This is a genomic window from Flavobacterium album, assembly GCF_003096035.1.
In the GTDB taxonomy this organism is placed as follows: domain Bacteria; phylum Bacteroidota; class Bacteroidia; order Flavobacteriales; family Flavobacteriaceae; genus Flavobacterium; species Flavobacterium album.
This window is the reverse complement of the sequence record NZ_CP029186.1, coordinates 565038-585727: the sequence shown is the minus strand read 5'-3', so window position 1 is coordinate 585727 and position 20690 is coordinate 565038. Positions and strand designations below refer to the sequence as shown.

The following is a 20690-nucleotide window of genomic DNA, read 5'->3' as shown; positions in this document are numbered from 1 at the left end:
ACTGAAAATAAACAACTGCAATTCCGTCAGCTAAACCGCCAAACTGTCATTAACTTTTCCTTAATATCATTTGGTTCGTAATTTGATGAAATGTACACAAATCAATAAACGAAAAGAAAATGTACGGAGATGCTTTGTATTGGATCATCCTGGGCGCTATCGCCCTTGTAAGTTTTGCTGTAAGCTCGAGGCTGAAAAGCAAGTTTGAATATTATTCTAAAGTCCACCTTCGCAATAATATGAGCGGGGCAGAAATCGCACAGAAAATGCTGAACGACAACGGCATTTATGACGTGCGCGTTATCTCGACCGCTGGAAGGCTGACGGACCACTATAACCCCGCAGACAAAACAGTAAACCTGAGCGAGGCAGTATATAACCAACGCAATGCGGCCGCTGCTGCGGTTGCGGCGCACGAGGTAGGCCATGCCGTGCAGCATGCCACGGCTTATAGTATGCTCGCATTCCGTTCGCAGTTGGTGCCGGTGGTGAACGTAGCGTCTAACCTTTCGCAAATCTTATTGGTGCTCGGCCTTGTGCTGGCAGCGGGTGCACACATGGGCTTTGGTTTTTATATGGCTGTTGCGGGATTGTTGCTGTATGGACTTACTACACTGTTTACTTTTATTACACTTCCGGTAGAATATGATGCCAGCAACCGTGCTTTAGCCTGGCTAAAGAATAAAAACATGCTTACCCAACAGGAATATGCCGGCGCAGAAGATTCCCTCAAATGGGCCGCCCGCACGTATGTTGTAGCAGCAATAGGCTCGCTCGCAATGCTGGTATACTTTGGCCTCAGGATATTCGGAGGTTCAAGGGATTAATCCCCTTTCTATATATTTATCCCCAAACCGTCCGGACTCCGGGCGGTTTTTTTATTTTTTTACTCAACCCCCCTGACCCCCAAAGGGGGAATTTCCCACGGTTGCTAATCGGTTTGAGTGGAGTTCCCCCTTCGGGGGTTAGGGGGCTATAATTGTATCTGCCGCTCAATCTGCTGCTCCAGCGAAATGAACGTCTCCGTTCGTGATACCCCGCTGATGGGCTGTATCTTGTGGTTGAGAAGCTGCATAAGGTGCTCGTTATCCCTACAAATGATCTTGATGAGTATGGACCAGTCTCCTGTAGTATAGTGCGATTCCAATACCTCAGGGATTTTGCGGAGTTCTTTCACTACTTCCGGGTTGTTGGATGCTTTTTCGAGGTAAATGCCCACGAAAGCCATGGTACTGTAGCCCAAAACTTTGGTGTCCACAATAAACCGCGAACCCGCTATCACACCGGCCTGCTCCAGCTTGCGCAGCCTTTGGTGGATGGCCGCACCCGATATACCGATCTTTGCAGCTATCTGGAGTATGGGCTTACGGGCATCTTCCATGAGGTAGCGCAATATCTCTTTATCGATTCCGTCTATTTCTATTTGTAGTGAATTGATCTTCATGGGTTGCAATTTGTAATCAAATATAAAGATTCAATTCCAATTTGGAATAAAGATGTTTTTAATTTCACGCAAAGCGCTAAGCCGCCAAGACTCATGCCGAGACAATATATTTTAAGACGCAAAATATTGCGACGCAATATTAGGGTCTTAAGCTTTGCGTTTTTGTGCCTTTGCGAGAAACAATTCCTCGTTGCCGGAAAGAAGATTTGCGTGCTTATGCTCGCCTATGTAGTGGAAAGAGATGATAAAAAGTGAAACCTCCCGTAGTTAGCGGGAGGTTTCGGAGTTTGGGTTAGTTAAGTGGGGCTAGCTTGCTACATTGTCGGGGTTATACCCTTCGTACGGAACATGCTTTTCATTGAAGACAACCCCAAATTCTTCCAGTTCTTTGAGTATCGGGAGGTACACTTCGCGGTTTATCGGAAGCTGTACGCCCGGAGTGGTTATATTGCCATTGAGTATCTGTAGCGCCGCCATGGCTACAGGCAGTCCTACAGTTTTTGCCATTGCAGTATAAGTCTGGTCATCGCCGATGCAAACCATAGTGGCATCAATCTGGTGTTCTTTACCTTCGAGCACATAGCCGATCTTATGGTACATTACGATCATGTCTTTATCGTCCGGCTTCAGCGTCCATTTGTCAGATAGTATTTTTTCCAGTATCTGGGCGGGTGTTGCGTTGCGAAGGCCAACTATCTTAGTGTCGTCAAAAAGGTCGAGTTCCACCAGTTTATCCCACTGGATGTCGTCCTGGTCGATCTTCAGGATATGCCTAAGCTTCAGTTCCACCGAATCGGTAGGATGGTAAGGCAGGAATGAGTTGGTGAATTCGCGGTAGCTCATTGTTTCCGTATCCTCCATTACATAGGTATCGTCGGTCATGCCAAGCTGTATGAACATATTCCATGATTTGGAATAGCCCACCCTGCGGAGCGTGCCACGATACAGTGTGAGTGCATCATCAAGGCCGTAAACACTGCGGTATTTAAGCGAATCGCGGTTAGCATAGCCTTCAAAACGGCCATAGCCTTCCACATCCATAAATTCCGTACGGCGGAAGAGCTTGTTGTACGGGATGTATTTGTAGGTGCCTTCCTGTATGAATTTCGCTGCGCCTCCCTGTCCGGCAAGTACTACGTTGCGCGGGTTCCAGGTAAACTTGTAGTTCCACAGGTTGTTGTCGCTTTCCGGGGCAACAAGTCCGCCGCAGAACGATTCGAACAACAGCACTTTGCCACCTTTATCCCTTATTTCCTCAATGATTTTCATGGCGCTCATGTGGTCGATGCCGGGGTCGAGCCCTATTTCGTTCATGAAAATAAGGTTGTTTGCTTTTACCTGCGCGTCAAGGTCCTGCATGGCCGGGCTGATGTAGGAAGCCGTAACCATGTGTTTCTTGTAAGTAATGCAGTCTTTCGCTACTTCAAAATGCAGGTGTGCCGGCAGCATGGATATGACCACATCGGCCTTGCTTATCTCTTCTTTTCTTTGATTTTCGTCAAAAATGTCAAACGTGATGGCCGAAGCCCGTGGATGCCCTTTGGTCTTGCGTTGTGCAAGCTCTGCAGAAAGGTCGCCTATCGTGATATGAAGGTTCTCCGCCTCCGATTTGTTCAACAGGTATTCTATTAATGACGAAGCGGAACGGCCTGCGCCAATAATCAAAATATTCCTCATAGTAGTATTTTCCCAATTATAACACGAAAGTAGTCCAAATGTTATTTTTCTAAAAACTTTTCGGTGTTAATTGTGCGAAAACTTTTTAACTTTACCATCAAATCAAAATAAAATGGACAGGAAAATCATAGCAGCGGCGGGCGTTTTGGGTGCAATAGGGATAATACTTGGCGCTTTCGGTGCCCACAGCCTCAAGGAGTTGCTTGCGCCTGAGCAGGTAGCGGTTTTTGAGACGGGTGTGCGTTACCAAATGTACCACGCACTGTTTTTGCTGTTTGTCGGGATCACCCCTATGGTTTCGCAGAAAGCTAAAAAGGCAATTTTGGGATTAGTGCTGACGGGAGTCCTGTTTTTTTCATTTTCCATCTATTTTTTAGCTTGTAATTCACTGTTTTCTTTTGATTTTAAGAAAATCGGTTTTATAACGCCTATTGGAGGATTGTTACTTATATCGGCATGGGCTGTATTGTTTTTGCATATAATGAGGCGAAAAGGATAAAAATTCTTCAAATTCTTACTTTGTAACAATTTATTTTTTACTTTTGCCCTTTGAAACAACTCAACTTATTCTAAAAAGTATGGATAATTACGGCCTTTTTACGAAAACGATTTCGTTGGATAACTTAGGAATTAAAGATGCTAATGTAAGATATCAGTTGTCTCCGGACGAGCTTCATGATATTACGATTGAAAGAGGCCAGGGCGTTGAAAGCTCAACAGGTGCCCTTGCCATCAATACAGGGGAATTCACCGGGAGGTCGCCACAGGACCGTTTTATTGTAAAAGACAGCATTACCGAAGATAAAGTATGGTGGGGAAATGTAAACATCCCTTTTGAGAGCGCTAAATTTGACGCGCTTTATAAGAAAGTTGCCGACTATCTTTCCGGTAAAGAAGTATTTGTACGCGACAGCTATGTTTGTGCCGATGATAATTACAGGCTTAATGTAAGGGTGGTTACCGAAACTGCCTGGTCGAACCTGTTTTGCTACAATATGTTCCTTCGTCCGGAAGAATCGGAGCTGGAGGATTTCACAGCCGACTGGCATGTAGTATGTGCGCCGGGCTTTATGGCAGATCCTGCTGCAGACGGTACGCGCTCACACAACTTTGCGATACTTGACTTTACTAAGAAAATTGCACTTATAGGTGGTACAGGCTATACCGGCGAAATGAAAAAAGGCATATTTTCTGCACTAAACTTCATTCTTCCTGTGTTTAAAGATACTTTCCCAATGCACTGCAGCGCTAACGTTGGTAAAGATGGCGATACAGCTATTTTCTTCGGACTTTCGGGAACAGGTAAGACTACATTGTCTGCCGATCCTGAGCGTAAGCTGATAGGTGACGATGAGCACGGATGGACAAATGAGAATACTGTATTCAACTTTGAAGGCGGCTGTTATGCCAAGGTGATCAACCTGACTGAGGAGAACGAGCCGGATATCTTCAGGGCTATCAAAAGAGGTGCGATACTGGAGAACGTAATCTTCAAGCCGGGCACGAACGAGGTAGATTATACCGATATTTCGATTACGCAGAACACGCGTGTAAGCTACCCGATCTATCATATCGACAACATACAGCCGGGCTCTATAGGGCACAATCCTAAAAATATATTCTTCCTTAGTGCCGACTCATTTGGTATCCTGCCTCCGATCTCTAAACTGACTCCGGGACAGGCTGCTTACTACTTCATCTCAGGCTACACGGCTAAAGTTGCCGGTACCGAAGCAGGTGTTAATGAGCCGCAGCCTAACTTCTCTGCATGCTTTGGTGCGCCGTTCATGCCGCTGCACCCTGCAAAATATGCCGAGATGCTAATCAAAAAAATGAAAGATGCCGGCGTAAACGTTTGGCTTATCAATACCGGGTGGTCTGGTGGCGCTTATGGCACCGGCCACAGGATGAAATTAAAATATACAAGGGCAATGATTACTGCTGCCCTGAACGGCGAACTTGATAATGTAGAATACCAGGACCATACGGTATTTGGACTTGCAAAGCCACAAAGCTGCCCTAACGTCCCTGCGGAAATCCTTAACCCAAGGAACACATGGGAAGATAAGGAAGCTTATGATGCAAAAGCACTTGAACTGGCGGCTGCATTCAGGAAGAACTTTGCGAAATTCGAGGAATTTGCCAATGAAGAAATTATGGCCGGCGGACCGTTGGCATAATGTGAATTTTAGAATAGATGTTTTTTGGAAAGAAAGGCTGCCCCGTAAAAAGGGCAGCTTTTTGTTTATTGAGGAATTGCTTATGTTTGTAATATGAAAGCCCTCTACCAGATACTTTTATGGATGTTGTTGCTGATTGACTCGTCTGCAATATATTTTTATTTCGAAAGTAAAGTTATTGGTCAGGGAATTAAAACAATAAGTAATGCTGATCTCTTCAGCTTGTTTATAATAAATATGATCTTTGTGTCAATATTAGTACTGATTAGAAAAAATAAAGGCAGGTATGGATCATAACAAAAAAACCGCCCAATCAATCAGGCGGTTTTCATTTATAAAGTAATATTCTCTTATTTCTCTTTATTGGCTTTAATAATATACTTCTCCAAAGCCATCGTCATAGATGGCGTTTCCGGAGTTGGTGCCATGATGTCAACCCTGAGGCCGTGATCGAGCGCTTCTTTTTGTGTGGTAAGCCCGAAAACCGCTATACGTGTGTTGTTTTGCTCAAAGTCGGGGAAATTTTTGAATAACGATTTGATCCCGGTAGGGCTGAAGAAAGCCAGTACATCGTAGTACACATCTTTCAGGTCGCTCAGGTCGCTCATTACCGTTTTGTAGAAAGTGCCCGGGGTCCAGTCTACTTTAAGGGTATTCAGTGTTTGCGGCACATCAAAGTTCAACTGGTCGGATGCCGGCAGGAGAAACTTTTCGTCCTTATATTTTTTGATAAGAGGGGAAAGGTCGCTAAAGTCCTTTTGCCCTACATAGATCTTTCTTTTTCTGTACACCACATATTTTTGCAGGTAAAAGGCAATGGCCTCACTCTGGCAAAAATACTTCATCGTTTCAGGGACCTTAAAGCGCATTTCTTCGGCCACGCGGAAAAAATGGTCAATAGAGTTCTTGCTGGTAAGTATTATGGCGGTATAATTATTAAGGTCGATTTTTTGCGCCCTGACATCTTTTGCGCTTACACCCTCTACGTGGATAAATGGCCTGAAGTCAACCTTTACTTTTAATTTTTGCTGAATTTCAAAGTAGGGGGAATTATCTACTTTAGGTTCAGGCTGCGAAACCAGGATAGTTTTCACTTTCATATATTGCGAATTCTTTACTAACTTTTTGTAAACCAATAATACATGAAATAATAGGGTGCTATTTCAAGTGCGCAAAGATACAAAATAAAATAAAACAATTTGCCGAGTATCAAATTTTGATACAGCCTTAATGAAAGCAGGTAGGATATAATGCTTGCAGCTACTATAATTGCTATGATTCCGTATAAAACATACGGATGGATATCGTCATTATAAAACAATATAATGTTAACAGGGAGCAGCAAAAGCCCGATATACGTCCTGTAATTTACCTTGTGCAGGTTGAATTGCTCATTGAATTCTTCAATATTGAATGATGTGGCAATTATCTTTTCAATCAGGTATTTTGCCAGGATGAACACCGCGATCAGGGTGAACAATTGTATGAAGGATATCCAGCTTGTCTTTTCTGCCAGCTTGAAGTAGTGTAATAAAAACTGTAAAAGGAACGTAAACGAGATGACCTGTATGAAGAAGAACGAAATGGTAAACCAGCTCAGCAGGTTGCCCCCGTCTTTGTATATCTTCGTGTATTTATCTGATACGGCAAGTTTTATAAACTCAGCGAAACGGGTTTCGAAAACAGCCCTGTTGATGGCGATCAGGCCAAAGCACACCACGAACAGGATGGTTGCCCAATCCCTGCCTCCAACTGCCCTAACGTTTAAAACCAGTTCTGTCATAGCCGCAAAATTACTATTTTTTGCATTCGCTTATTTTAATTATACTTTAATTATGCTTCACACGTTAGAAATACGTTATTTTTGCACAAAAATTCAGCGGACCAGATGAGCGATGGGATAGTTATAATTCCGACTTATAACGAAATTGACAATATAGAACCTATCATAAGGGCAGTATTATCGCTTGATACCGCTTTCGACGTGCTGATCGTGGATGATAATTCGCCGGATGGCACTGCACAAAAGGTACGGGAATTGCAGCAGGAATATCCCGCAAACCTTTTTCTGGAAGTAAGGGCCGGAAAATCAGGGTTGGGAACGGCCTACGTTCATGGGTTCAAATGGGCCATCAGCAGGAAGTATGATTATATTTTTGAGATGGATGCCGATTTTTCGCATAACCCCAACGACCTTGTACGGTTATATGATGCCTGCAAAAAAGGCGCCGATATGGCTATAGGGTCGCGCTATGTTACCGGGGTGAATGTGGTGAACTGGCCATTAAGCCGCGTGCTGATGTCGTATTACGCGTCGGCCTATGTGCGCACCATTACAGGGATGACAATACGCGATGCTACTGCCGGGTTCATCTGCTATAAGCGAAAGGTGCTGGAAAGCGTGAACCTTGACAGGATAAAATTCGTGGGATATGCCTTCCAGATCGAAATGAAATACCGGGCCTATGCCAACGGCTTTAATATTGTGGAAGTGCCTATCATATTTACCGACCGTACCATGGGCGAATCTAAAATGAGCGGCGCTATCTTTAAAGAAGCTATCTTTGGGGTGATATCGCTGAGAATGAAAAAAATGCTAAACAGACTATAAGAGATCAATGAACAGGATTTTAATTAAGAATGCCAAAATTGTAAATGAAGGAGCCATTTTTGAAGGCGATCTTTTAATTGAAGACAGGTTTATTAAAGAAATTGCCGAAAGCATCAGCGCGAAGTTTTCGGATGTAAAGATCATCGATGCCGAAGGGAGCTTTCTGATACCCGGGGCTATTGATGACCAGGTGCACTTCCGTGAGCCGGGCCTTACGCACAAAGGGACGATCGAAACCGAATCGCGTGCAGCGGTAGCGGGCGGTATTACCTCGTTTATTGAGCAGCCTAATACGGTTCCGAATGCTGTTACGCAGGAATTGCTTGAGGATAAATACCAAAGGGCTTCAGAAACATCGTATGCCAATTACGGCTTTATGATGGGCGGTACCAATGACAACCTTGAAGAGCTATTGAAAACCAACCCGAAGAACGTGCCGGGAATCAAGTTGTTCCTTGGCTCTTCCACAGGGAATATGCTGGTTGACGATGAGGCCGTACTCGAAAAAATATTCAGCAGCACATCCATGCTCATTGCAGCGCATTGTGAGGACGAAGCAACAATACGCCAGAATCTTGAAAAGTACAAGGAGGAATACGGCGATGATATCCCCGTGAAATTCCACCCGCTTATACGCAGTACCGAGGCGTGTTACATATCGTCTTCACGGGCGGTAGAGCTTGCCAAAAAAACAGGGGCAAGGCTGCACGTTTTCCATGTATCTACGGCAAAGGAGCTTGAATTGTTTACCAATAAAATTCCGCTTGAGGAGAAAAAAATAACTGCCGAAGTGTGCATCCACCATCTTTGGTTCAGCGATGCCGATTATGAAAAGAAAGGCGCGCTTATCAAATGGAACCCGGCAGTAAAAACAGCCGAGGACAGACAGGCACTTTGGGATGCATTGCTTGATGACAGGATCGATGTGGTTGCAACCGACCACGCCCCGCATACATTAGACGAAAAGAAAAACCCATATACAAGCTCGCCTTCAGGAGGGCCGCTGGTGCAGCATGCCGTAGTAGCAATGTTTGAGGCCTACCATCAAAAGAAGATATCGGTAGAGAAGATCGTGGAAAAAATGGCGCACAACCCTGCCAAATTATTCCGTGTGGAAAAGCGCGGCTTCATCAGGGAAGGTTATTATGCGGACCTTGTTATCGTGAACCCCGGACTACCATGGAACGTGAAGAAAGAAAATATTTTATACAAATGCGGCTGGTCACCATTCGAAGGGGTTAACTTTAAATCAAGGATTACCCATACTTTTGTAAATGGCAACCTTGTATATAATAACTTTAAGGTGAAAGATATCCGCTGCGGCGAAAGGCTGTTGTTTGACAGATAATCTTTTATATTTAATTTTATCAAAGGATCACTAAGGATTTTTCACAAAGTTCACAAGGCTGTATTAAAATAAAGCGCACAAAGCGATACCCAAAGCCTTGTGTCCTCTAAAATATACAGCGGGTCTTAGTGTCCTTAGTGAAAAAACTTTGTGCCCTTTGTGGTAGAAAAAGCCGGATATGGTCGCTTTAAATGTTGATCGATATAAAATTGGATAGCTTATGAAAAAGCTGGTATACATAGCACTGTCTGCACTGCTCTTTTCCTGCGGGGAAGAAAAAGCAGAAAAGCCAAAACACCTTTTATCAGAAGATGAAATGGTGAATATACTTTATGATATTACCCTTTTGCAGGCGATAAGCTCGTATACCCCAAAGGCGCTTGACGATAATAAGATAGACAACAGGAATTACATTTATAATAAATACAAGACCGACAGTCTTACGTTTGTGCAAAGCAATGAATACTATGCATCAGACCTTGATGTATATGAAGGTATCCAGAAAAAGGTAAAGGAAAAAATAGAGCAGGATAAAATAAAATACGGCTTTAAAAAGAAAGAATCCCCGGCAACCACCGGTACCGGCCCAAAGATAAGAGCACGGAACAGGTCATAAAAGCTGGCCGGAGTACTGTGTGGCAAGTTCCTTCAAATAAGGCTTCATAGCCGTAAACTCGTAGCCTGTTTCGGTAGTAAGCTTTTCGCTGGTGTATTTATCTGTGGCGTACGATGATCTCGCCATGCCTTTTGTAAGCATCCTTTTCCGCATAAGCAGTTTTGATATCAGCCAGTCTATCCGCCACCCAACGGCAGCCATTAGCTTTGTGGCGTATATTGAAGGACGCTTTTTCTTCATTCCGTCGGCAATCGTGTCAAGAATTTCTTTATATGAAAGGTTGTCTGAAACCACAATGTAGCGTTCGCCTGATATTTCAGAAGCCATTAGCAGCGTCGTTATCCCTACGACATCTTCCACGGCAACAATGCCACAGGTGCCGTTAGTATAAAAATACTGGCCTTTGTCTACTGCACGCAGCACGGCACCGCTTCCCTGTTCCCAAAAACCATAGCCAAATATCAGCCCCGGATTTACTATTACAACATTCAGGCCTTCCTGCCAGGCACGCCATACTTCCATTTCGGCACCATATTTACTGATGGCATAGTCGCCATGCTTTATTTCGGGGTTCCATTCGGTCTCTTCGGTAATAGTGTCGCCATCCTCTTTGGTGTCGCCCAAAGCGGCAATGGAACTGATATGGCAGAATTTTTTTATGCCGTAAGCTAGGGAAAGGTTTACCATATTGGCAGTGCCTTCGATGTTCACTTTCCGCAGCTGCTCCTCATCCCGGGGATCGAAAGAGATGAAGGCCGCGCAATGATACACATATTCTACGCCTGCAAAAGCATCTTCCAGCGAAGGGACATCGGTAATGTCGCCCTGTACCCATTCGATTGTATCAAACAGTTCCTGCTTTTTGTAATGAGTAAAAAGGTTCCTTGTTTTTGTGATGGAGCTCTGGCCGCGGTACAACGCACGCACCTGTCCGCCATTAGCCGCTAACTGGAGCAGCAAATGGGCACCCACCAATCCTGTACCGCCGGTTACTAATATCATAGATGCAAATGTAATTTTTACTGCGCATTTATCCTTATTTGTTCCCGTTTTTTCACACAGGTTTGTATTTTTGCAGCTTATTAAAAACCAGACATGAAAAATTTTGTAGAAGAACTGAGATGGAGAGGCATGGTACACGACATTATGCCGGGAACTGAAGAGCAACTGAATAAGGAAATGACCACGGCCTATATTGGCTTTGACCCAACTTCCGACTCGTTGCACATCGGCAGCCTTGTGCCTATCATCATTTTGGTGCACCTGCAAAAATGCGGGCATAAGCCTATTGCCCTAGTTGGCGGCGCTACCGGAATGATAGGCGACCCTTCGGGCAAGTCGGATGAGCGTAACCTGCTTGACGAAGCTGCACTTGAAAAGAACGTTGCAGGTATCAAAAGAGTGCTGTCGCGTTTCCTTGATTTCAATTCGGCGGATGCGAATGCTCCCGTGTTGGTGAACAATTACGACTGGATGAAGGAGTTCTCATTCATCGGGTTCGTGCGCGATGTAGGTAAGCGTATCACGGTGAACTACATGATGGCTAAGGATTCGGTTAAAAAGCGCCTTACAGGTGAAGCAGGGTCGGGTATGTCATTCACCGAATTTACCTACCAGCTGATACAGGGGTACGATTTTTACCACCTGCATAAAGAATACAACTGCCTGCTGCAATTGGGAGGAAGCGACCAGTGGGGCAACATTACTACAGGGACCGAACTGGTACGCAGGATGAACGACGAAGGCGCAAAAGCCTACGCGATGACCTGCCCTCTGATCACAAAAGCGGACGGCTCTAAATTCGGCAAGTCTGAAGGCGGCAATGTATGGCTGGACGCCGATAAGACATCAGTTTACAAATTCTACCAATTCTGGCTGAATACGAGCGATGCCGATGCTGAGAAATATATAAAGATATTCACTTTCCTTTCTAAAGAAGAGATAGATGCCCTGATCGAGGAGCATGCGACCGCTCCACATCTTAGGGTGCTTCAGAAAAAGCTGGCCGAAGAGGTAACGACTTTCGTGCATTCCAGGGAAGATCTTGAGGAAGCTGTTAAGAGATCGGTTTTTGCTTTCTCTAACTTTAACCGCGAAGATATGGAAAATGAAAGTGAGGAATTCTTTACCGATATTTTCGGGGAATTTATGGGCGCTGAAATCACGCGCGAACAACTACAGGAAGGCGTTGATATCGTATTGGCGCTTGCCGATACGACTAATATATTCCCTTCACGCGGAAAAGCAAGGGAAGCGGTATTGGCAAATGCTATTTCTATAAATAAAGAAAAAGTAGCAGAAGGTTATTTGCTATCTGATAAAGATATCATCCTCGGCAAATATATACTGGTGCAGCACGGCAAGAAGAAATATTTTGTTATTACTGTTAGGTAATAAAACAAAATGCCCGGTGTTGCCGGGCATTTTTTGTTTTTGTATTAGTCTATTGCTTTACCACTTTTAAGGTTGCTGCCTTAACGCCCGATGTGAGCTTTATAAAATACGTTCCCTGTGCGTATGGAGCCATATTTACCTGTACCGACGCTGTTCCGTTTTGGCTTGTAGCCAGAGGCTGCCCAAGCATATTATAAACAGACAGAGTACTAATAGGCTCTGTATAGGTAATAGTATAGATATCGTTTACCGGGTTCGGGTAGGCTCTCACCCCTTGCATTCCGAATTCATTTATACCCGCGAGCTGGCTTACAGTTACTGCCAATGGCTCACTCATGCAGGATCCATCCTGGTTAATGGCATAATAGGTGGTGTTGTCTGTAAGTGCTGTAGTAGCAGGGAGCTCTGTGGTAAGCGCTTCATCGGCATACCATACAAGGGCATCATTAGCAGTAACCTCAACGTCCGAAAGCGCTTCTCCGGTAATGAATGTTTGTTGTTGTTCGCCTTGTGGTACAGCAGGGTTCGCAATTTCAACCATTATGGCTACCCGTTCGCTTTCACAATTGCCTGCTACCCGCGATACGTATAAGGTGCCGTTGGCAAGCGCCGTCCCGCCCGCAAGTGCCGTCCCGCTTGCAGCATCGGCATACCATTTATAACCCGACCCTTCAGGCGTTATATCGTCAACAGTGCCGCTATGGCATACTGCCACTTCATTATCTTCGATCACAGGGGTGTCTGCTATTGTTATTTGCGCCAGGTAGGGCTGCCTTGGACTTTCGCAATTGTCATAGTAGTTTGTGTAGTAAATTATTCCTGAAGGGATTACGGTCTCTGCGGTCAAAGGCTCCCCTCCGGTTTCGGATAAATACCAATGATAATCATTTAGCGATAACGGCAAATCTCCTATTGTCGTAACACCGCAATATTCATCAATATTGTCTGCGGCATAAATAAACGGCCCACAGCCTGTTGTCACTTCAATAATATTTGAATAGGCAGAAAATGTATTACCGGAAACAGCGACCACCCGGTAATAATAGGTAGTAGTGCCGGTAAGATTATGTACTTCCTGTGATGTTCCCCAAATTAGCCAGTCATTCCAACCGGGCAGGATTGTAGAGAAATCACTACTTGTGCTGATCTCAATTATATAGTTGTCTGCTCCGGCCACTTCATTCCAATGCGCTGTGAAGCTATGGAATGTAATATCAGTCGCTTCGGTTGCTACGGGTGCATCTAACGGAAGAGCAATTGTGTTGGCTTTTGCATTGGCAAAAATGCTGATACAAAAAATGAGGCTGAGCAGATTTCTTAAAGTAATTATTTTATTCATAAAAGCTTTTTTAATGTTTGAGCAAATCTACTCAACATTTAACAAAAATAAAAGCTTCATAAATAAGGAATTCCCGACAAGTGATTCGGTAAAATAAAATCAATAATTCCTACACCACCATCAAATTACATCCCCGTATATCTGAGTTATCAAAGCGGCCCAGCACTTCAAACGACTGGTTAGTATATTTTTTTCCGAGGTCCTGTGTAGCGATAAAAGAGCAGGAATTTATATTAGCGAGATCGATCACGTTGATGCCGCCGGTTTTTCCATAATCGACATACGTCAATGCATCCTCGGTATCCCGGATAAGGATGTCCATCCAGGGTGGGCACTCAAAAATGCCGTTGCCCAGGGAATAGGCCTGCGACAGCAGCTCCGTCATCCCGTACTCAGAATGGATCTCGCCCACACCAAAGCCTTTACATAACACTTCGTGCAGCTCTTCGCGGATCATCTCACGGCGACGGCCTTTCATACCGCCGGTCTCCATTATGATGGTGTTCTTCAGGTTGAAATCCTGCTTTTCAATAAGATCGAGAAGCGCATAGGTAACTCCTATAAGTAATACATTCTGGCCCTCGGAATCCAGCTTTGTAAGCTTTGCAATGAGTTCATCGTAGTTGTGCAGGTAAAAGCCGCTGTCAGGGTTATTAGAGCCCTGTATGAGGTCTTCCACCATATAAATTAACGATGACCCTTCGCGTTCCAGATAGGAGGGCAGCAGCGCTAAAACAGCATAATTCTCTATATTGCCATAAAACTGTGAGAACGCCAACCGGAAGCTCTGCTCGTAATAGTTAATGTCGGTTACCAGATGGCGGCTGGTTGTCATCCCGGTGGTGCCGCTGCTGGTAAATGTTGTCTGTACAGGTTCCCGGGAGCTCAGTACATCATGCGTCTTAAAAAACTGTATCGGGAGAAAAGGGATATCCTTTACCGACTTTACATTCTGTTTATTCTTATTCAGGAAGCCGCAAAAATCACGATAAACGGTATTGTTATCGTACTGGTGGCGGAAAACCTTTAAGGTGATCTTCTCAAACTCTTTTTTGGAAGAAATGGCAAATATGTCGGAGGAAGTAATCAATGCGGAAGTTTTGGCAAAAATACAAAATAAAAAAGCACCGCCGAAGCAGTGCTTTTCCAAATATGTTTGAGAAGATTATTGAACTACTAACTTCTTAGTAGCTGTTTTGCCTTCTTCAGTGATTTTTACCATATAAACACCGCTTGTAAGGCTGCTTACGTTGATGCTTGTATTAGAAGTTGTAGTGTTTATAACCTGTTTTCCAAGAACGTCATATATCGCAACTGTTTTTGCAGCATTAGCGTTAGATGTGATATTAAGTATGTTTCCTGTCAATGGGTTAGGATATACTTTAAGGCCTGCGATTGCACTCTCTTTAACTCCGGCAGTTCCTGTTGGGGTTACACCCGCAAATGTAGTGCCTGCCCTTAATTCGTCAATTTCTATGTTTCCAGTTCCGGCAGTGCCGTTACCGCCTTCTCTTATAAACATCCCGCCCAGGATTGTTGGCGCTGCAGAACTTCCTGTTGCATTTGTTGTACCAGCTGTTTCTGTACTTCCAGGTGTAGGGTTTACCCATAGAGTAGCAGTATTGGTTGCAAATTCATATTTTACAACTACAAACAACGTAGTGTTAACTGCAAAATTAGTTGCAACATAAGATGGAGCAACAGTTCCGCCGCTTGTGTTTAAAACACCAATATTCACAGTGTTTTCAGCAGTCCCTTTTTTCACGTAAAGACGGCCATAAAAAGCGGTAACTTCAGGATTTGGAGCCATGCCATTACCTGTATTTACTGTAAAACCAAGAAAGTAGTCGCCTGCTACTCCATTTTCGTTTAAGCCTGTAGTGTTTTGAACTTTTATAAGTGCAGAATAGTAAACAGAACCTTCAGTAACAGGTGTCGCAAGTGGCTTATTTAAATCTTCATTATTTCCTGCTGCAATAGCGATACGATTTCCGGTAGATGCTGCAAGGCCAGGGTAATATAGGCTATTGCCACTATCACTTGATGTAGTAAGTATTGTTACCTGATCAGAAGCCGATCCACTATGGTGTGTCCATCCATTTGCGGTCAGGGGTCCTGTACCTGTAAAGGCGTCAAATGTCTGCCCGAACGATAGTCCGGCGGCCATTAATAATGTTAAAGTGTAGATTTTTTTCATGTCGTTAGTTTTTAATTTTTTGATATTTCTCCTGTACAAATATAGGAACATTTTAGTTCAATAGAAAAGCCCGTAGTAAAATTAAGACATTTTTATCAGCGAGTTAACTTCGTGTTAAGTAAGTTAATTACTTAACGATCAGTTTGCGGGTGGCAGAGGCATCACCTTCTTTAACTTTGATGATGTAAACACCCGGAGTAAGGCTTGTGATGTTAAGTTCTTTTCCGGAAAGGGTGCTTTGCAGTATTTTCTTACCAAGCACATCGTAGATCTCCACATCCTTGCTTTGAGATGACTTGGAAGTGATGTAAATCCTGTCGGAAGTTGCAGGGTTGGGGTAAATGTTCAATCCCTCTATAGCTTCCTTGCCGGCAGCAGCAACCCCTTTGTTTTCCTGGGCTTTAGCGCCAAGCGAAAACAAACAGAACAGCAGTAAGGTAATATAAAAGTATTTTTTGACATAGTGGTGATTGATTTTGTAAATATATATAAAATATTTCAAATATTGTACCAAAGAATATATGCAGCCAAACCATTTTTTTTAAACAGAAGAGGCTGCCATTGGCAGCCTCTTATATAGCATAGCTTAAACCGGTTGATTATAGGCCCGGAGCTTTAGTAGCGAAGTCATAACCTGTCCAGGCAAAGGCAGATTTGTCTGCACCTGTTGCAGCTGTATTGTTGAAAACAAGCTGTGAAAAATTACCCAGTACAAAACCAGGATAAGCAACATTGCCGTTTACAAGAACTTCATTGTAATTAGCACCCGGAATTGGACTGTCTACAGATGTTATTACACCGGTTTGTCCAATGAAATTAGCGCCAGTATAATTAAGGTTAATTTTAACGTCTGGAGCAAGGGCAGTACCTGTACCATCATTAAATTTAAATAAACCGTTTACAGGGTTAGCAGCTGCACTGCCCCAAAGCACTTTCCCATTGTTAATAGTAACTTTACAGCCTGTACGGAAAGTAAAGCCGGCACGAAGTGAATAAGCAGCACCGCTTGAAGAGCCTGAGTCAACACCATTAGCGTTGTACACACCTACAGAAATGTTAGTGAATGTAGGGTTAGACAGATTAGTTGTAACAAGGGGAGTTGAAGCAAGGTCAGCGAAACCTCCGTCGCCTTCCATCATACCGGAACCGTTTGTAATGTCATTAAAACCAGCCTCACGAACTTCAATTATGTTTGTAGCAGTACCTGTCCATCCTAAACACCAGTCTACAGTATCATCGGCAGAGTTTACCACCAAAATGTTCTCTACATTTACACGGCCTCCAAAGAATTCGATGTTGTCATCAGAACCATCGTGAAGGTAAAGGTTTTTAAGGATAGTGCCTGTACCCTGAGCGTATAGAGACAGGTTGTTTCCTTCTTTTGTTGCATTAATACGCGCACCAGCATAGCCAATCTCTACATATTCAAGGTGTCCTGATGAATCGGCATCGTTATTACCGCCATAAAGCTCGTCTCCAAGCTCGGTAGTCTGTGTAAATGAACCGTCACGTGTACCGCTCGCAGCATTTACAAGGGTTGCTTTACCACATAAAAATACTCCGGACCAGTCGCCCGTGTGTTTGTTAACCGAAGTGAAGACAATTGGCGCGCTTGCAGTACCTACAGCCATTAGTTTAGCGCCACGGTTTACCTCTACAGATACGTTCGTTCCACCGCCTGCATTTGTAGCATCAGCAGTAAATGTAGAACCCGGAGTTAAAGTCAATACCGAACCATCAACCACGATAAGACGGCCTGTAAGCTTGTAGTTACCTGCAGGCAGGGTAATGTCGGCGTTTATTTTGCCCTTAAGATTGTTGGCATCATAATCAGGATCTGTAAGAGACGAAATGTAACCGTCAGCAACCTGGTTGCCATTGTTATTGTTGTTGTCGCTGTCATCGCTACAACCAACTGCCATCGCTGCAATAGCAGCAAACATTAACATTTTTTTCATTTTTTTTAATTTTAGTAATTTAAGTGTGTTAATATTGGGATTTAATAGTTCAGAAAATTATAGCTGCCAACTAAGCCCGGCCATAATAACGGCGCCTTTGCGGTAGCTGCTTATCAATACATCGCTCGTCTGGCCTGTTACGTTTGATGTGGCCTCTTGTGTAAGCCTGTATTTTGGATTCAATATGTTACGCGCACCAAGGCTTATTGTCATTTTGGTTTTTTTCAACTCAAAGCGGTTGATGAAATCAAGAGTCGGGACTGACTTCTCTACCAGGTTTTCGCGGCCTGTTGTACCTACAGAATATACTTTGTCATAGAAGTAATTAAATACCAGGGTAGACAAAAGTGAGGTGTTTTCGGTGCTGGTGTTGTAACTAAGGTCGGCATTTACAAGCAATGGCGAAGCTCCCTGCATTTTTCCTTTACGGTTTGTGAAAGAGGCCGATACTGCGCCGGTAGTTACGTCTTCCTGGGTTTGCTCGCTGTATAAATAAGAAGCATTTAAACCGAAAGAAAGGTCTTTGTTACGGATGTCGCTTTCAACGCTGTATAATGTTTTCCGGGCTTCGATCTCGGCACCCGCTACATAGGCTTTATTAGTATTTACATACGAATAATCAAGACCGGGTGTGTTCATGATCATCCTCAAAATAGGGTCCTGGATGTACTTATAGAAACCGCCTATCGAAATAATCTCTTTTTGAGACAGGTAGTAATCGTACTTAATGTCTGCATTGTAAACAGTAGAAGGCTTTAAATACGGGTTTCCGCGCTCGTTAAAGTTAACATCAGTGTACAGGAAGTTTGCCATTTCCTTAAACTGTGGCATGGTGTAGGTTTTGCTCGCAGCAAAGCGCAATGCGTTTTTCTCGTTAAAGCTGTATTTTAAATTTGCACTTGGCAATATGTAGTTTTTGTCTATAAGCGACGGTGGCGTTGTAAGGTCGGTCACCGTACTGGTTATGTTCGTGTCCCAGATAATGGTTTGTTTTACCTGCTCATCGCGAAGGCCCACCTGTATGGTAAGTTTTTCGTTTACAGGATAAAGAAACTGCGCATAGCCGGCCCCGATCTTGCGGTTGCCAATGTAATACATAGGGTTTATGTTGGTGCCGCCCCGTAAGGTAATAAGACTAAACGCGCCTGAATTAAAGTTTTCCTGGTTAAGTACCAAATCAGGATTATTTGGGTCTACGGTTAATCCGTTTTGCTTATAATCAAATTCAGTAAAATTGAAAGTACGGTCTGTTTTCCTGTAGTTCCCGCCTAACGTAATGATCATTGGGCTGTTTGCTTCAGGGTTAACGCTGTAATTTACTTCTGCCGTTGCACCTAAGTCATTTTCGTCTAGTGTCGAAAAAAAGCGGTTGTTATCTGCGTAAGAATTCGTGCCCAAAATGTAGTGCCCGGTTTCCGTCATTGCGTAGGTGTTGGTTTTCCTGTCCGGCTCACTTCCGCGCATGGTGCTGTAAACAACGCCCGCATTAGCGCTTATTTTGTCGCTAAATTTGTAATCACCCAATAATTGGTTGGTTATTAAATTATTGTTGTTGTTTTGCTGACGGGTTATAAGCGATTGCTCAGCTATGTCGGTACCCAGTGCATCGTTGATGTCTTTATTATATCCCAAATAATTACCTACGAATTGATTATTGTTATGAATGAGCAGCGAGTTTAAGGAAACACTTCCTTTATCGTGCTTGAACTTAACGTTTCCGAGTAGTGACTGCGTGGTTTTGTAATCATAACGATCCATATTCATGCGCTGTTGGTAGTCGCCGGTATTTGTTGCCACACCCACGAAACCTTTTTTGTAGGCATAGTCGGTAATATTGCTTGCTACCCCAAAAAATGAAATCGTGTTATTACCTTCCCCTACATTAATTTTCCCGCCTCCAGTAATGTTGAAATTCGTATTAACAGGGCTTGAAATGGTATTGGTCTTAAAGTTTGATTTAAATGTATATTGGTTCAGGTCGGTAATAGGGACATCCTTTCCGTTTTTAAGAAACCCAAAATAGCTGTAGGCGCCGTCTGCAACCTGGAAATTATCGGCCGAAATAGCGCTTGTGTTAATGCTGGCGCCTCCCTGTACCGAAAGCAGTGCTTTGCTTTCCAATTCTTTTGAAGTAATATCAATATTCGCCCCTGAATTATCACCGCTCAGGTTGGCCGAAAAAGTCTTGTTTATATTGATGTTTTTAATAATATTTGACTGGAAGAAGTCCAAAGAGATGTTTTTATACAAAGGGTTTTCGGATGGGAGCGGCAAACCGTTGAGTGTTGTGGAATTGTAACGGTCGCCAAGGCCCCGCACAAATACGCTGTTAACGCCTTCCTGTTTAGATACGCCGGTAGTTTTTATTACAGCGGCGGCAGCATCGTTTACTCCTTTTCTTGTAAGTTCCTGTGCGCCGATAGCCTGCTTCATTTCGATGGCTTTTTGCTGTTCTACCAGTAGTGTAGATTCTTTTTCGCGGTTCACCACTTTTTCAATAATCACATCGTTCAGCTGTACGCTGTCCGAGTGAAGCTGCTGGTCTACCGTTTTTGTTTCGCCTGCAGCTACCGTTACCTGCACCGAAGCATCCAGGTACCCGAGAAAGCTGAAAACAATAGTGTGTGTGCCTGCAGGTACCGTAAGGGTATAACTGCCGTTTTCGTCTGTTGTGGCCAAAATTTTCGTGCCTTTTACCATTACTGTCGCAAAGGGTAAGGTTTCATTGTTCATGTCCCTGTCTGTAACAGTTCCTTTAATGGTCGCATTCTCCTGGGCCAACCCCGCGAAAAATGTAAATAGTGCAATTAAAAGAAATTTGAATTTCATTCGTGTCGTGTTGTTGTTGTTCCTAAATTTTCGTGCAAAGTTGGGCCTAGTATCTAAATCAGATGTTACTGAATTGTTAGCTTTAGAATTGGTTTTT

Annotated in this window: 18 protein-coding genes; 7 read left to right on the top strand and 11 right to left on the bottom strand. The window is 43.7% G+C overall.

Features of this window, described 5'->3' with window-relative positions:
* Positions 1 to 119 precede the first annotated feature (119 nt).
* Positions 120 to 827: a zinc metallopeptidase gene (locus HYN59_RS02615; protein WP_108776780.1), complete on the top strand. Its 708-nt coding sequence runs from the start codon at positions 120 to 122 to the stop codon at positions 825 to 827.
* A 146-nt stretch (positions 828 to 973) separates the two neighbouring features.
* Here HYN59_RS02615 and HYN59_RS02610 read toward each other — a convergent pair whose 3' ends face one another.
* Both HYN59_RS02610 and HYN59_RS02600 read right to left on the bottom strand, forming a co-directional pair.
* Complete coding sequence (locus tag HYN59_RS02610; RefSeq protein WP_108776779.1) at positions 974 to 1444, bottom strand: Lrp/AsnC family transcriptional regulator; 471 nt, start codon at positions 1442 to 1444, stop codon at positions 974 to 976.
* Between the two features lie 306 nt (positions 1445 to 1750).
* Complete coding sequence (locus HYN59_RS02600; RefSeq protein WP_108776777.1) at positions 1751 to 3121, bottom strand: saccharopine dehydrogenase family protein; 1371 nt, start codon at positions 3119 to 3121, stop codon at positions 1751 to 1753.
* Positions 3122 to 3233: 112 nt separating this feature from the next.
* On the opposite strand from HYN59_RS02600, the gene HYN59_RS02595 reads away from it, so the two are divergent.
* Both HYN59_RS02595 and pckA read left to right on the top strand, forming a co-directional pair.
* On the top strand, positions 3234 to 3620 hold the full coding sequence (locus HYN59_RS02595; protein ID WP_108776776.1) for a DUF423 domain-containing protein: 387 nt from the start codon (positions 3234 to 3236) through the stop codon (positions 3618 to 3620).
* Between the two features lie 79 nt (positions 3621 to 3699).
* Positions 3700 to 5301 carry a phosphoenolpyruvate carboxykinase (ATP) gene (pckA, locus tag HYN59_RS02590; protein WP_108776775.1) on the top strand — a complete coding sequence of 534 codons (1602 nt, stop codon included), beginning with the start codon at positions 3700 to 3702 and terminating at the stop codon, positions 5299 to 5301.
* A gap of 350 nt (positions 5302 to 5651) precedes the next feature.
* Here the strand turns inward: pckA and HYN59_RS02580 are convergent, their stop codons facing one another.
* Together HYN59_RS02580 and HYN59_RS02575 are read right to left on the bottom strand one after the other, a co-directional pair.
* Positions 5652 to 6401, bottom strand: a complete 750-nt coding sequence (locus tag HYN59_RS02580; protein WP_108776773.1) for a uroporphyrinogen-III synthase — start codon at positions 6399 to 6401, stop codon at positions 5652 to 5654.
* Between the two features lie 17 nt (positions 6402 to 6418).
* Positions 6419 to 7084: a DUF4271 domain-containing protein gene (locus HYN59_RS02575; protein WP_108776772.1), complete on the bottom strand. Its 666-nt coding sequence runs from the start codon at positions 7082 to 7084 to the stop codon at positions 6419 to 6421.
* 105 nt (positions 7085 to 7189) lie between these two features.
* Here HYN59_RS02575 and HYN59_RS02570 point away from each other — a divergent pair, with 105 nt between their 5' ends.
* From HYN59_RS02570 to HYN59_RS02560, 3 genes are all read left to right on the top strand, one after another.
* Complete coding sequence (locus HYN59_RS02570; protein WP_108776771.1) at positions 7190 to 7912, top strand: polyprenol monophosphomannose synthase; 723 nt, start codon at positions 7190 to 7192, stop codon at positions 7910 to 7912.
* Positions 7913 to 7919: 7 nt separating this feature from the next.
* Positions 7920 to 9260 carry a dihydroorotase gene (locus tag HYN59_RS02565; protein WP_108776770.1) on the top strand — a complete coding sequence of 447 codons (1341 nt, stop codon included), beginning with the start codon at positions 7920 to 7922 and terminating at the stop codon, positions 9258 to 9260.
* Positions 9261 to 9480: 220 nt separating this feature from the next.
* The gene (locus HYN59_RS02560) at positions 9481 to 9876 is read left to right on the top strand and encodes a DUF4296 domain-containing protein (RefSeq protein WP_108776769.1); all 396 of its coding nucleotides are present in this window, start codon (positions 9481 to 9483) and stop codon (positions 9874 to 9876) included.
* Here the strand turns inward: HYN59_RS02560 and HYN59_RS02555 are convergent.
* Positions 9871 to 10878, bottom strand: coding sequence for an NAD-dependent epimerase/dehydratase family protein (locus HYN59_RS02555; protein WP_108776768.1), 1008 nt, complete (start codon positions 10876 to 10878; stop codon positions 9871 to 9873). The two genes, HYN59_RS02560 and HYN59_RS02555, sit on opposite strands and share 6 nt — an antisense overlap.
* 93 nt (positions 10879 to 10971) lie before the next feature.
* Between HYN59_RS02555 and tyrS the strand changes: the two genes are divergently transcribed.
* The gene (tyrS, locus tag HYN59_RS02550; RefSeq protein WP_108776767.1) at positions 10972 to 12270 is read left to right on the top strand and encodes a tyrosine--tRNA ligase; all 1299 of its coding nucleotides are present in this window, start codon (positions 10972 to 10974) and stop codon (positions 12268 to 12270) included.
* Positions 12271 to 12319: 49 nt separating this feature from the next.
* On the opposite strand, the gene HYN59_RS02545 is transcribed toward tyrS, so the two are convergent.
* From HYN59_RS02545 to HYN59_RS02520, 6 genes are all read right to left on the bottom strand, one after another.
* Positions 12320 to 13609: a T9SS type A sorting domain-containing protein gene (locus tag HYN59_RS02545; protein ID WP_108776766.1), complete on the bottom strand. Its 1290-nt coding sequence runs from the start codon at positions 13607 to 13609 to the stop codon at positions 12320 to 12322.
* Positions 13610 to 13718: 109 nt separating this feature from the next.
* Complete coding sequence (locus HYN59_RS02540) at positions 13719 to 14699, bottom strand: LuxE/PaaK family acyltransferase (protein ID WP_108776765.1); 981 nt, start codon at positions 14697 to 14699, stop codon at positions 13719 to 13721.
* A 75-nt stretch (positions 14700 to 14774) separates the two neighbouring features.
* A complete protein-coding gene (locus tag HYN59_RS02535) occupies positions 14775 to 15806 on the bottom strand; it encodes a T9SS type A sorting domain-containing protein (RefSeq protein ID WP_108779622.1) in 1032 nt (343 codons plus the stop codon).
* Positions 15807 to 15933: 127 nt separating this feature from the next.
* The gene (locus tag HYN59_RS02530; RefSeq protein ID WP_245895647.1) at positions 15934 to 16308 is read right to left on the bottom strand and encodes a T9SS type A sorting domain-containing protein; all 375 of its coding nucleotides are present in this window, start codon (positions 16306 to 16308) and stop codon (positions 15934 to 15936) included.
* Positions 16309 to 16405: 97 nt separating this feature from the next.
* Complete coding sequence (locus HYN59_RS02525; protein ID WP_108776764.1) at positions 16406 to 17764, bottom strand: hypothetical protein; 1359 nt, start codon at positions 17762 to 17764, stop codon at positions 16406 to 16408.
* 57 nt (positions 17765 to 17821) lie between these two features.
* A complete protein-coding gene (locus HYN59_RS02520) occupies positions 17822 to 20593 on the bottom strand; it encodes a TonB-dependent receptor (protein WP_108776763.1) in 2772 nt (923 codons plus the stop codon).
* Between the last annotated feature and the right edge of the window lie 97 nt (positions 20594 to 20690).